The organism is Pseudomonas sp. GL-B-26, from assembly GCF_019947405.1.
Taxonomy (GTDB): domain Bacteria; phylum Pseudomonadota; class Gammaproteobacteria; order Pseudomonadales; family Pseudomonadaceae; genus Aquipseudomonas.
In genome coordinates this window covers 1-13,639 of the sequence record NZ_JAGYGJ010000079.1, presented here as the reverse complement: position 1 = coordinate 13,639, position 13,639 = coordinate 1, and the positions used below count along the sequence as shown (strand labels likewise).

Here is a 13,639-nt window from a genome sequence, read left to right as displayed (position 1 = left end):
GACTTGCATTCAACATTTTCGGTGTCTGACACACCGCTTTCGCGAGCAAGCCCGCTCCCACATTGATCGTGTTTCAGGTGCTCCATATTCTTGGGGGGACAGCTTCTCGGCCGAGCAACGCAGGCCTGAGCAATCGCCACAAATCAATCAGCCAGCCTCGCGCCAGCAGCGCTTCACCGGCCAGGCAACGTGCGACTAAAAGCCCCGGCAACTGGGTCAGATCTCCGCGCACGTCATGGGGCAGCGAACGGCACTGCTCCAGCAAATCGCTAGCGATGTCCCCGGTCACCAGCAACGTCGCAAACACCGGCTGTCCATCCAGGCCAATCGGCGAATCAAGCAAACCATCACCTCCGACAATGCGCTGGCGTTCATGCCAGAGCAACTGGCCGTCACGGCGGATGTCGAGCTGCGCCTGAAAATGCCCGAGGTCGAAACGCTCGCCACTGGCCGGGCGACCCAGGGCTACCACATCCCAGTAAAACAACCGGGCATCGCCTTCCAGATCAATCGAAGTGCTGAGCTCAGCCTGGGCGTCGCTGAAGATAATGGTCTCTTGCGGCAACCATTCCAGTGTCGCGCCGGCGGCTACTTTCAAGTCGAGCTTCTGATAAGCGGGCCCCGCCGCGCGATACCACTTGGCCGCGCCAGGGCTGGTGATTTGCGCCCAGGCATCGCGGCCGACACTGGCCGAGATGTCCAGCCGATCGCCACCGGCAATCCCTCCCGGCGGGTGGACGATGATGTGCTGGCAAACCTCCGGCCCTTCGGCATACAGATGTTTCTGCACCCGCAGCGGGCCTTTGTGGCGACGCTGAACCGGGCGCGTACTGTCACCGAATCGGGCGTAGCCGAGTTCCAGCTCAGCGTGCCAGTTGGGGGTAAACACGGCAGTGGGAACAGGTAAATTCATGATCTCTAATTTTCGTTAGGACGCTACAGATTAGATCGTAACCAGACCGCGTACACCCTCGGCCTCCATATTTTCTCCGCGACCCTGTTGCACGATCTCACCCCGGGACATCACCAGATATTGATCGGCCAGTTCGGCGGCGAAATCGTAGAACTGCTCCACCAGCAAAATCGCCATATCTCCACGGGCCGCAAGCTTCTTGATCACTGCGCCGATTTCCTTGATCACCGATGGCTGGATGCCTTCGGTGGGCTCGTCGAGAATCAGCAGGCGTGGACGGCTGGCCAATGCGCGGCCGATCGCCAATTGCTGCTGTTGGCCACCGGACAAATCACCCCCGCGCCGTTGCTTCATTTGCAGCAGCACCGGAAACAGCTCGTAGATGAACGCCGGGACTTCCTTGGCTTCAGCGCCGGGAAATCGCGACAGGCCCATCAGCAGGTTTTCTTCCACGGTCAGCCGGCCGAAAATTTCCCGACCTTGAGGTACATAAGCGATTCCGGCATGAACCCGCTGGTTTGGCTTGAACGCGGTGATCGGTTTGCCTTCCCAGTTCACCGCGCCTTCTTTGGCCGGCAACAAACCCATCAGGCACTTGAGCAGGGTGGTCTTGCCCACACCGTTGCGCCCGAGCAGGCAGGTGACTTCGCCGACTTTCACGTCAAACGTCAGACCGCGCAGGATGTGGCTACCGCCGTAATACTGGTGCAGCTTGTCGACTTGCAGCATCTTCAAATTCTCCCCAATCCCCTGTGGGAGCGGGCTTGCTCGCGAAGGCGGTGTGTCAGGCAACTTTTATGTTGAATGTGCCGACGCATTCGCGAGCAAGCCCGCTCCCACATTGGTATGTGTTCGCAGGTCTAGCGGCCGAGATAAACCTCGATCACGCGCTCGTTGTCCTGCACCTGTTCCAGCGACCCTTCGGCCAGCACGCTGCCCTGGTGCAACACGGTGACGTGGTCGGCGATGGAGCCGACGAAGCCCATATCGTGTTCCACCACCATCAGCGAATGCTTGCCCGCCAGGCTCTTGAACAGTTCGGCGGTGAATTCGGTTTCGGCGTCGGTCATGCCCGCCACCGGCTCGTCGAGCAGCAGCAGTTGTGGGTCCTGCATCAGCAACATGCCGATTTCCAGAAACTGCTTCTGACCGTGGGACAACAAACCTGCCGGGCGATTGACCGAGCTGGTCAGGCGAATGGTCTCCAGCACCTCGCTGATGCGATCTTTCTGTTCGCCACTCAGGCGAGCCCGCAGGCTGGCCCACACCGATTTGGCGGTTTTCTGCGCCAGCTCCAGGTTTTCAAACACGCTGAGCGCTTCGAATACTGTCGGCTTCTGGAATTTTCGGCCGATGCCAGCCTGGGCGATTTGCACTTCGCTCATCTGCGTCAGGTCGAGGGTTTCACCGAACCAGGCCTTGCCGTGACTGGGGCGGGTCTTGCCGGTGATCACGTCCATCAGCGTGGTCTTGCCCGCGCCGTTGGGGCCGATGATGCAGCGCAATTCACCGACGCCGATGTACAGGTTCAAATCGTTGAGCGCCTTGAAACCATCGAAGCTGACGCTGATGTCTTCCAGGGTCAGGATCGTGCCATGGCGAGTGTTCAGGCCGGGGCCGACGCGCTGGCCGAGACCAATGGCGTCACGGCTGCTGCCGGCGTCCCTGTTGGGTTCCAGTGGCGGAAAAAACGCCGGTTCGAGCATGAATTCAGCCGTCGCTGTCACTCTCATTGTTCACCTCTTTTTTTCAGCAGACCGATCACGCCTTTGGGCAGGTACAGGGTCACGACGATGAACAGGGCGCCGAGGAAGAACAGCCAGTACTCCGGGAAAGCCACGGTGAACCAGCTCTTCATTCCGTTGACCACACCGGCACCGAGCAGCGGGCCGATCAGCGTGCCGCGACCACCCAGCGCCACCCAAACCGCGGCCTCGATGGAGTTGGTCGGTGACATTTCACTCGGGTTGATGATCCCGACTTGCGGCACATACAACGCACCGGCCAGGCCGCACAACACCGCGCTCAACACCCAGACAAACAGCTTGAAACCGCGCGGGTCGTAACCGCAGAACATCAGGCGGTTTTCCGCATCCCGCAGGGCGGTCAACACGCGACCGAACTTGCTCTGCGCCAGACGCCAGCCGATAAACAGGCTTGCCACCAGCAACACCACGGTGGCGAAAAACAGCACCGCGCGAGTCCCCGGCTCGGTGATGCCAAAGCCGAGAATCGTGCGGAAGTTGGTGAAGCCGTTGTTGCCGCCAAACCCGGTTTCGTTGCGGAAGAACAGCAGCATTCCGGCGAAGGTCAGGGCCTGGGTCATGATCGAGAAATACACGCCTTTGATCCGCGAACGGAAGGCGAAGAAGCCGAAGACCAGCGCCAGCAACCCCGGCGCCAGCACCACCAGGCACATCGACCAGAGGAAACTGCTGGTGCCGGCCCAGTACCACGGTAATTCAGTCCACGACAGGAACGTCATGAATGCCGGCAAACCATCACCGGAAGCCTGGCGCATCAGGTACATGCCCATTGCATAACCGCCGAGGGCGAAGAACAGGCCGTGGCCGAGGGACAGCAGACCGGCGTAACCCCAGACCAGATCCAGCGCCAGGGCAACGATGGCGTAGCAAAGAATCTTGCCCACCAGCGTCAGCGTGTAAGCCGAGACGTGAAACGTGCTGTCCGGCGACAACAACGACAGCATCGGCAACATCAGCAGCAAAACGAGGATCACTGCGCCGACAGCGATCGTGACTTTGGGGCCGGCCTTTTGCGTGGCCGTGAGCATCAGGGGCTGATTCATCAGTCGATCACCCGTCCTTTCAGTGCGAAGAGGCCTTGCGGACGTTTCTGGATGAACAGAATGATCAGCGCGAGGATCAGGATCTTGCCGAGCACGGCGCCGATCTGTGGTTCGAGAATTTTGTTGGCGATCCCGAGCCCGAACGCGGCGAGCACACTACCGGCCAATTGGCCGACGCCGCCGAGCACCACCACCAGAAACGAGTCGATGATGTAGCTCTGACCGAGGTCCGGGCCGACATTGCCGATCTGACTGAGGGCTACGCCACCAAGGCCAGCGATGCCTGAGCCGAGGCCGAAGGCGAGCATGTCCACGCGCCCGGTCGGCACGCCGCAGCAGGCGGCCATGTTGCGGTTTTGGGTGACGGCGCGCACGTTCAAACCCAGGCGCGTCTTGTTCAGCAGCAACCAGGTCAGCACCACCACAAACAGCGCGAACGCGATGATCACGATGCGGTTGTACGGCAGCACCAGATTCGGCAGCACTTGAATCCCGCCCGACAGCCACGCCGGGTTGGCCACTTCAACGTTCTGCGCACCGAACATCAACCGCACAAGCTGGATCAGCATCAGGCTGATGCCCCACGTGGCGAGCAGGGTTTCCAGCGGGCGGCCGTAGAGGTGGCGAATCACCGTGCGCTCCAGCGCCATGCCGATGGCGGCGGTGACGAAAAACGCCACCGGCAACGCGATCAGCGGGTAGAACTCGATGGCTTGCGGGGCGAAGCGCTGAAACATCAGCTGCACCACGTACGTCGAGTACGCGCCGAGCATCAGCATCTCGCCGTGGGCCATGTTGATCACCCCGAGCAGGCCGAAAGTGATCGCCAGACCGAGGGCCGCGAGCAGCAGGATTGAACCGAGTGACATGCCGCTGAAGGCCTGGCCGAGGATCTCGCCGATCAGCAGTTTGCGTTTGACCTGAGCGAGGCTGGTTTCGGCAGCGGTGCGTACGCCGACGTCGGCTTCGACACCAGGTTGCAGCAGGCTTTCGAGGCGAGTGCGAGCCAGTGGGTCGCCGGTTTCACCGAGCAGACGCACAGCGGCGAGGCGTACGGCGGGGTCGGTGTCCACCAGTTGCAGATTGGCCAGGGCCAGGCTCAAAGCGGCATGGACACTTTCATCTTTTTCGCCAGCCAGTTGCTGGTCGAGAAATTTCAACTGTGCCGGTTTGGCGCTTTTCTGCAATTGCTGCGCGGCGGCCAGACGGGTTTTGGCGTCGGTGGCGAGTAATTGGTGGCTGGCCAGTGCGGCGTCGATCAGACCGCGCAGCCGGTTGTTCAGGCGCAGGGTTTTGGTTTGGCCGTCGACGGTCAACTCGCCTTGCTGCAAGGCGTTGATCAGCTCGATACGCGCAGGATCGGGCTGCGCGGCCCAGGCTTCTAGGAGTTTTGCTTGTTGCACGGGATTGGCGGCGACGAAGTCTTCGGCGTCGCCGGCATGGGCGGCCATCGGCAGTAAGAGCGCGAGGGCGAGGAAGATGCGGTAAAGGGCTGTGGGCATTGGTGGTGTTCCTGTTAAATCGACCCCTCACCCCAGCCCTCTCCCCAATGGGGAGAGGGGGAAAGGGGGCCGATCTTCATGCTCTTCAAAACCTGAGTTCGACTTGATTGCGCAGGTCGAAGTAGCTCGACCAGACAACTCGGTCAGTCCCCTCGCCCCTCTGGGGAGAGGGTTAGGGTGAGGGGTGGATTTCAAGTCCACCCCAAACTCCAGATCCGCCTCAGTTGCTCTTCACCGCATAATCCGGCTTCTTGTCGTTACCCGAGATAAACGGGCTCCACGGCTCGGCACGGATCGGCCCTTCGGTCTGCCACACCACGTTGAACTGACCGTCCGCCTGAATCTCGCCGATCATCACCGGTTTGTGCAGGTGGTGGTTGGTCTTGTCCATGGTCAACGTGTATCCCGACGGCGCGGCAAAGGTCTGGCCGGCAAGGGCTTCGCGGACTTTGTCGACGTCGGTGGACTTGGCTTTCTCCGCCGCCTGCGCCCACATGTGGATGCCCACGTAGGTGGCTTCCATCGGGTCGTTGGTCACCGCTTTGTCGGCGCCTGGCAGGTTGTGTTTCTTGGCGTAGGCTTTCCAGTCGGCAACGAACTTTTTGTTCGCCGGGTTCTCGACCGACTCGAAGTAGTTCCACGCTGCCAGGTTGCCCACCAGCGGTTTGGTGTCGATGCCGCGCAGCTCTTCTTCGCCGACCGAGAACGCCACGACCGGAACGTCGGTGGCTTTCAAACCCTGGTTGGCCAGCTCTTTATAGAACGGCACGTTGGAGTCGCCGTTGACGGTGGAGATGACCGCTGTCTTGCCACCGGCCGAGAATTTTTTGATGTTGGCCACGATGGTTTGATAGTCGCTGTGACCGAACGGGGTGTAGACCTCTTCGATGTCCTTGTCCGCCACACCTTTGGAGTGCAGGAACGAACGCAGAATCTTGTTGGTGGTGCGCGGGTAGACGTAGTCGGTGCCCAACAGGAAGTAACGCTTGGCGCTGCCGCCTTCTTCACTCATCAGGTACTCCACCGCCGGGATCGCTTGCTGGTTCGGCGCGGCGCCGGTGTAGAACACGTTCGGCGACATCTCTTCGCCTTCGTACTGCACCGGGTAGAACAGCAGGCCGTTGAGCTCCTCGAATACCGGCAACACTGATTTACGCGACACCGACGTCCAGCAACCGAACACCACCGCCACCTTGTCCTGAGTCAGCAACTGACGACCCTTTTCGGCAAACAGCGGCCAGTTCGATGCCGGGTCGACGACCACAGGCTCCAGCATTTTGCCGTTCACGCCACCCTTGGCGTTGATCTCGTCGATGGTCATCAGCGCCATGTCTTTGAGCGACGTTTCGGAGATCGCCATGGTGCCGGACAACGAATGCAGGATGCCGACCTTGATGGTCTCGGCGGCCTGGAGGCTCCAGGTCATGCCCATCGCGGCAATGCTTGCCGTAAGTGTGAAAGCCTTGATCAAGCTGCGACGCTTCATTGTGCGATCTCCATGAACTTATGAATTTTCTTGGTGGCAGATGCGGACTACTGAAGGGTCTTTAGCAAGGGCTGTGCCTGGTCGGCCAAAGGCAGGGAAATGTCGTATTAGAGCGGTTGCGCCGGTTGGGCGGCGCACCATGAAGGATCGCGCCTGGCGCGTTGGTGCGAAGAGGTGCGCCACATTGGGGCGCAGACATTGCAATCAAATCTGGGGATGAGGGTGGATTAGCGTCGGCGCATGAGGCCGATGAAGAACAGGCCACCGATGGCGGCGGTGGCGACGCCGATGGGCAAGTCTTCGGGGGCGATCAGGGTGCGGGCGGCGACGTCGACCCAGACGAGAAAGAGGCTGCCCAACAACACGCACACCGGCAGCAATCGCCGATGCTCCGCCCCGACCAAACGTCGCGCAATGTGCGGCACCATCAGCCCGACAAACCCGATAGACCCGCTGATCGACACCAGCACCCCAGTCATCAGCGAAGCAATCAAAAATACCCGCAACCGCACGGTACGAGCATTGAGCCCGAGGGTCACGGCCGTCTGCTCGCCCGCCATCAACGCATTCAACGGCCGCGCCATGCCCAGCAACAACACCAACCCGAGCAACACGCTGGCCGCTGGCACCGCCAGCAACTCCCAACGTGCCAACCCGAGCCCACCGAGCATCCAGAACATCACCGCCGAGCTCGCGCGGTGATCGCCGAGAAACAGCAGCAGATTGGCGATCGCCATCATCACGAAGGACACCGCCACGCCGCACAACAGCAGCCGATCACTGTCCAGCCTCCCGTTGCGGTTGGCGATCATCAGCACGATCAGCATGCTCAGCAACGCGCCGATAAACGCCGCGATCGGCAAGGTCAGCAAGCCAACGATTTCACCGACATGCAGCACCACGATCACGGCACCGAGGGTCGCGCCGGAGGTGACCCCAAGCAAATGCGGGTCGGCCAATGGATTGCGTGTTACCGCTTGCAGCACCGTACCGATCAGCGCGAGCCCGGCGCCCACCAACGCGCCAAGCAACATGCGCGGCACGCGAATCAGCCAGACGATGTGTTCCTGCCCGGCGGCCCAGTCCGGCACGCCGAAACCGAAAATTTTGTGCAGCAAAATCCGCCACACCACGTCCACCGGCACCCGCGCCGGACCGAAGCCCAGCGACACCACACACGACACCAGCAACAACGCGCCGAGGGCCACCAGCAACAAGGCGTAGCGACGATTGATCATTCGCCGTGGAAACCCTTGGCCAGGGTTTCAACCGCCAGCACGTTGTCGATACCCGGTGTGGCCTGCACATACGGAATCACGATGAAGCGCTGATGCTTGATCGCGTCCACCGATTGCAGCGCCTTGTTGTTGAGCAGAAATTGCTCTTTCTGTTCGGCAGTGACTTCGCCGTAGTCGACGATGACGATCACCTGCGGATTGCGCTCGACCACGTTCTCCCAGTTGACCCGCGTCCAGCTCGACTCGACGTCATCCAGAATATTGCTCCCGCCAGCGGCGTCGATCAGCGCTTGCGGCATTCCGAGACGGCCGGAGGTCATGGCGCGGTCTTCACCGCTGTCATAGAGGAACACGCGAGGTTTGTCCGCCGGCAGATCCTTGCGCACTTCGGCGACCTGCGACTGCATTTGGGCGATCAAGGCATTGGCGCGATCCTGCACGTCAAAGATTTTGCCGAGGTTGCGCAGGTCGTTGTAGGTGTCTTCCAGGCTGGCCGGCGGACGCTTCATCACGAACGCGCAGGACTCGGTCAGCTCGTAGACATTGATGCCCAATGGCTGCAACGTTTGCGGCGTGAGATCACCGCCCACGCGCATGCCGTAATCCCAGCCGGCGAAGAAGAAATCAACGTTGGCGTTGAGCAGGGTTTCCACCGACGGGTACTTGGCTGCCAGCTCCGGCAAGCCATCGAGGATGGTCTGCATCTGCGGTGTGACCGACTTCCAGCCGGTCACACCGCTGTAGCCGGCCATGCGGGGTTTGAGGCCGAGGGCGAGCATCATCTGGGTCATGTTGATGTCGTGGCTGACCGCGTGTTTCGGCGCTTGCTTGAAGGTCACTTCGCGGTTGCAGCTCTGTACGGTCAACGGGTAGTGAGTGGCCTCGGCAAATGCTTGGGCATTGCCCAGCAACAGGGCGGCGCAAAGCAGGGAACGCAAAGTCATGGTTGGGTTATCCAGGTGATTCGTGGGTAGCCGTGCAAGGGATGTTCATCGATCAGCGCTTCGACGCCGAACACGTCACGCAGCAGTGGGGCGGTCAGGACTTCTTTCGGCGTGCCGCTGGCGACGATGCGACCATGATTGATCACGTACAGCCGATCGCAGAAAGCGGCCGCCAGGTTCAGGTCGTGGATGCTCGCCAGGGTGCCGATCTTCAGGCGTTTGACCCGTTGCAGCAGTTCGAGCTGATAGCGCGGGTCGAGGTGATTGGTCGGCTCGTCGAGGATCAGCATTTGCGGTTGCTGAGCCAGGGCGCGGGCGAGGATCACGCGCTGTTTTTCACCGCCGGAGAGGGTGGCGAAGGCATGATCCTCGAAGCCTTTCAGACCGACTGATTCGAGGGCTTGGGTCGCGAGATTTCTGTCTTCGAGGGTGTCGCCGTCGAACAGACCTTTGTGCGGTGTGCGACCCATGGCGACGACTTCGTCGACGGTGAGGCCGAAGGCGTCGGGGAATTCCTGCAGGACCACGGCGATGCGTTGCGCGCACCAGCGCGAGGATTGCTTCCAGACGTTGTGGTGGTCGAGCTTGACCTCGCCGCGCTCGGGTTTGCTGAAGCGCCAGGCACAGCGCAGCAGGCTGGTTTTGCCGCTGCCGTTGGGGCCGATCAGACCGACGAACTCACCGGCGGCCACGTGTAACGAGGCATCACGCAGTTGGAACTGATGATGGCAATGGCCGTGGCCCAGGGGTGTCCAGGCGAGGTTCGTGAGGTTCAGCGAGGTCATTGCGTACTCGAAGTGCGGGGGTAGTTGCAGCGGGTCGACATTGTAAGGTCAACCGCGCTGCAACAGGCATCTCGCTGTATTCAGGATGAAGATGAGGCGGATTCAGACTGGCCGCTCAAGCGCGACAGCAGCACCCGATCCAGCAGCCAAACCACTACCAGCGAAGCGCCCACCAACGGAAACGCCACCGCCAATGCGAACATGATGACCATCGCGGTTTTCCATTTCGGCAGGTCATGGCGCAGCGGCGGAACACCGAATTTTCCTTGTGGACGACGCTTCCACCAGATCACCACGCCGCTGACGGCGCTGAGCAGAATCATCAGGCAGATCAGGAGGATGATGATCTGATTGAGCGGGCCGAACATTTTGCCTTCGTGCAGCATCACGCCGATTTCCGTCGCGCGGGCGACGGTACCGTACTGCTCGAAACGCACGTCAGCGAGGACATCGCCAGTGTACTGGTCAACGTGCAGCGTGGCGTCGTTGCGCGGGTCGTCGGCGAACACCGCGATGGTGAACACGCCAGTCGCCGTGGTCGGGAAGGTGATGCTGTAACCCGGTTCGACCTTGCGTTGCACGGCGATGTTCTGCACGTCCTGCAAGCTGATGGTCGGCGCGGCGGGGCCCGCTTGCGCGCTACCGTGGGCCATGTGTTCGGCGTGGTCGCCGGACATTGGCATCGGTGTGTTTTCCATCGCCCAAGGCACGGTCTGGCGGGTGGCAGTGTTGAGGCTGCGAGCCTCGACATCGGACTTGGGCACGTCATCCCACATCGCTGCCGGAAAGACATTCCACACTTGCGCGTATTGCTTGCCCCAGAACCCGGTCCAGGTCATGCCGCTGAGCAGCATCACCAGCAACAACGACGCGCCCCAGAACCCGGTCACCGCGTGCAGGTCACGCCAGAGCACTCGACCGCGACTGTTCAAACGCGGCCACAGGATGCCGGCCGCCTGGCCACGCGGCCACCACAGAAAGACGCCGGAGACCACCAACACCACGCCCCAACCGGCGGCCAGTTCGATCAGTCGATCACCGACGGTGCCGATCATCAATTCGCCATGAATCGCCCGCGCTACGGCTTGCAGATTCTTTTTGGCGTCTTGCTCGCCGAGGACATCGCCGTGGTAGGGATCGACGAAAACGTTGAGCTCATTACCGCCATCGATCACGACAAATTGCGCGCTGCGTTCGGCGTTGACCGGTGGCAAATACTGCTTGATCGTTGCTTGTGGATAAGCCTCTTTCACCCGCTTGAGCAGGTCATCGGCCGGGACGCTGTGATGCCCGGCCGGGACGTTCAGCAGGCTGCCGTACATCAACGGATCGAGTTGCGGCTTGAACAGGTAAATGATGCCGGTCAGGGCCAGCATCACCATGAAAGGCGCGACGAACAGACCGGCATAGAAATGCCAGCGCCAGGCCAGGTTGTAGAAATTCGGTTTGGGCTGTTTCATCGGTTGTGCTCCGCTTTGGCGATTCAATTGTCTTGGAAAGATCGCAGCCTCGTTTCACTCGACAGCTCCTACACAGCTCCTACAGGGGGTACGCGTTGCAATGTAGGAGCTGGCGTAGCCTGCGATCTTTTGACTTTTTCTTGTTAGAAACTCATGTCCACCTTGGTCCAGAGCGTGCGCCCCGGTTCTTTAATGGCTTGCGGGTCATTGGCCGGGTAGCCGAAACCGGCGTTGCCCGCCAGGTTCAAATGCTCGGCGTACGCCTTGCCGAACAGGTTGTCGACGCCGCTGCTGACCTTCCAGTTTTTGTTGATCCGGTACGCGCCATTGAGCGAGAACACGCCAAAACCCGGGGTCTTGTCGAAGTCCTTGCCGACGACGTTGCCCTTGTTCTGGTCGATGCGGTTTTGCGCCGCGACCACGCGCCACAAGGCCCCGGCACTCCAGTTGTCTTCGCTGTAGGTCAGGCCGAAACGTGCGTCCAGCGGCGGCATTTGCGGCAGTGCGTTGCCGTCGCTGCTGTTTTTGCCCCAGGCGTAGGCCAGGGTCGCGTCGGCTTTCCAGTTGCTGGTCAGCTTGTAGGCCGCCCCCAATTCGCCGCCCATGATCCGCGCGTCGATGTTCTGTGCTTGCGAGGTCATGCCCATCATTGTTGGTGTGTAGTTGAACAGGATGTAGTCGCGCACCTGCCCGACGTAACCCGAGGCCCAGGCTTCGAGGTCTTCGGTCTTGTATTGCAGGCCGAAGTCGAGCTGGGTGGTTTTTTCAGGCTTGATCGAATCGAAGGCATTCACCGAGCCGGCGGGGCCGGACTTGGGTGAAAACAGCTCCCAGTAATCCGGGAAGCGCTGGGTGTGACCGAGGCCGGCATACAGCGTGGTCGGACTGTCGGCCAGGTCGTGCTCGTAACGGACGAAGCCGCTTGGCAGCGTGTCGGCGCGGGTGTCGTCGGCGGTCGGGTTAGGGCGCGCCATCATCCCGGAGCCAGTGGTCTGCCGGAAATCCTTGGCCGAAGCGCGGTCCAGGCGCGCGCCGGTAATCAGCCGGTCACGGTCGGCGGCGTACCAGGTCAATTCGCTGAACACGCCGTAGTTGTGGAAGTCGGCGTCCTTGTTGCGCGGCAGATCCTTGTAGACGTCGATGCCCATGGCGCTGCGTTGGCGATGTTCGCTGGTCTGCGCATCGATGCCGCTGATCAACTGCACATCGGCCCAGCGCCAGGTGGCTTTGATCCGTGCGCCGAGGGTTCGACGGTCGACGTTGGAGGCCATCGGGCCGGCCATCATTCCGGTGCCGGACGGCGTGCGCAGGGTGTAGTTGTCCATTACGTGGTCGGCGTAGTTGTAGTAAATCTGCGCCTCGACCTTATCCAGCACGTCGCCGATGTTGGACTTCTCGAAACGCAGGCCCAGGCTTTCGCGCTTGAACTGCGAGCCGTCCATGCCGCGTCCCGCGTAACGCGCTTCGCCATCGCCCTTGCCGGCGGTGAGTTCCAGCAGGGTGTCGGCGTCCGGGGTCCAACCCACCGCGACGTCGCCATTCCATTTGTCGTAGCGCGACGGCACGGTGTCGTTGTTGCCGTCCCGGTAGTCGTCGGCATGCGCGGTGTTGCCGATCACTCGCACGTAACCCAATGGCCCGCCGGCAGCAGCATCCACCACTTTGTCGAAACGGCCGTTGGAGCCGGCCAGCACGCTGGCGTTCACCCGCGTGCCGAGTTCGCCGAAACTCTCCGGCTCGCGGTCGAAGAGGATGGTCCCGGCCGACGCGCCCGGTCCCCAGAGCACGGTTTGTGGGCCTTTGATCACGGTCAGTTTGTCGTAGGTTTCCGGCGAGATGTAGGAGGTCGGTGCGTCCATTCGGCCGGGGCAGGCGCCGAGCAACTGGCCGCCGTTGGTGAGGATGTTCAACCGCGAGCCGAACATGCCGCGCAGCACCGGGTCGCCGTTGGTGCCGCCATTGCGCACCAGGGCGAAGCCGGGAATGGTTTTCAGGTAATCGGCACCGTCGCTGGCCGGCACCGGTTGGCGTGGGTCCTTGGGATTGGTGACGATGGTCAGTGGCGAACTCGGCGCAATGGCGGTGATCACCGTCGGGCTCAGTTCTTCGCTATGACCGGCGTGTTCATCGGCCAGCACCATGGGGGTCAGCAGTGCACCGCAAAGGAAGGCGGTGGCGTGCCTGAAACGAATGCTGGATTCGTTCAAGGCAAAAGAAGCTTGGGCAGCGCTCAAGCGTGTGTCAGCAGAAAACCTGGACATGACAATTTCCATCGAACAGTCGTAAACGACACGGCCGGCAGCCTGCGCAATCCTTGTGGGAGCGAGCTATGTGGCGAGCGAGCTTGCTCCGGGCGGCGCTCCGACGCTGGGCTGCGTAGCGGCCCCTTTTGTGAGTGCTGCGCACTCAAGCGGGAGCAAGCTCCCTCGCCACAAATGCTCTCTCCCACAGGTTTGCCTGGCTGGCTTCTAAACCGTGTGAGATCGGGTGGGGGTTTACGCG

11 protein-coding genes are annotated in these 13,639 nt (G+C 61.3%); all 11 read right to left on the bottom strand.

Annotated features, from left to right (window positions below; translation table 11 throughout):
* Positions 1-73 precede the first annotated feature (73 nt).
* Entirely contained in the window at positions 74-913 is an 840-nt protein-coding gene (locus tag KGB23_RS29480; RefSeq protein WP_223433620.1) for an urease accessory protein UreD, read from the bottom strand.
* 30 nt (positions 914-943) lie between these two features.
* Positions 944-1,642: an urea ABC transporter ATP-binding subunit UrtE gene (gene urtE, locus KGB23_RS29475; protein ID WP_223433619.1), complete on the bottom strand. Its 699-nt coding sequence runs from the start codon at positions 1,640-1,642 to the stop codon at positions 944-946.
* Between the two features lie 131 nt (positions 1,643-1,773).
* The gene (gene urtD, locus KGB23_RS29470) at positions 1,774-2,646 is read right to left on the bottom strand and encodes an urea ABC transporter ATP-binding protein UrtD (RefSeq protein WP_223433618.1); all 873 of its coding nucleotides are present in this window, start codon (positions 2,644-2,646) and stop codon (positions 1,774-1,776) included.
* Positions 2,643-3,722, bottom strand: a complete 1,080-nt coding sequence (urtC, locus tag KGB23_RS29465) for an urea ABC transporter permease subunit UrtC (RefSeq protein ID WP_223433617.1) — start codon at positions 3,720-3,722, stop codon at positions 2,643-2,645. Before urtC ends, urtD begins: the two co-directional genes overlap by 4 nt.
* Positions 3,722-5,224 carry an urea ABC transporter permease subunit UrtB gene (urtB, locus tag KGB23_RS29460; protein WP_223433616.1) on the bottom strand — a complete coding sequence of 501 codons (1,503 nt, stop codon included), beginning with the start codon at positions 5,222-5,224 and terminating at the stop codon, positions 3,722-3,724. The genes urtC and urtB overlap by 1 nt, the downstream gene beginning before the upstream one ends.
* Before the next feature lie 220 nt (positions 5,225-5,444).
* Positions 5,445-6,710, bottom strand: a complete 1,266-nt coding sequence (urtA, locus tag KGB23_RS29455; RefSeq protein WP_150656588.1) for an urea ABC transporter substrate-binding protein — start codon at positions 6,708-6,710, stop codon at positions 5,445-5,447.
* 227 nt (positions 6,711-6,937) lie between these two features.
* Entirely contained in the window at positions 6,938-7,948 is a 1,011-nt protein-coding gene (locus KGB23_RS29450) for a FecCD family ABC transporter permease (RefSeq protein WP_223433615.1), read from the bottom strand.
* A complete protein-coding gene (locus tag KGB23_RS29445; RefSeq protein ID WP_223433614.1) occupies positions 7,945-8,892 on the bottom strand; it encodes an ABC transporter substrate-binding protein in 948 nt (315 codons plus the stop codon). Before KGB23_RS29445 ends, KGB23_RS29450 begins: the two co-directional genes overlap by 4 nt.
* Entirely contained in the window at positions 8,889-9,677 is a 789-nt protein-coding gene (locus KGB23_RS29440) for an ABC transporter ATP-binding protein (protein WP_223433613.1), read from the bottom strand. The genes KGB23_RS29445 and KGB23_RS29440 overlap by 4 nt, the downstream gene beginning before the upstream one ends.
* A gap of 80 nt (positions 9,678-9,757) precedes the next feature.
* Positions 9,758-11,137 carry a PepSY-associated TM helix domain-containing protein gene (locus KGB23_RS29435; protein ID WP_223433612.1) on the bottom strand — a complete coding sequence of 460 codons (1,380 nt, stop codon included), beginning with the start codon at positions 11,135-11,137 and terminating at the stop codon, positions 9,758-9,760.
* Positions 11,138-11,280: 143 nt separating this feature from the next.
* Complete coding sequence (locus tag KGB23_RS29430) at positions 11,281-13,398, bottom strand: TonB-dependent copper receptor (RefSeq protein WP_223433611.1); 2,118 nt, start codon at positions 13,396-13,398, stop codon at positions 11,281-11,283.
* Positions 13,399-13,639: the final 241 nt, after the last annotated feature.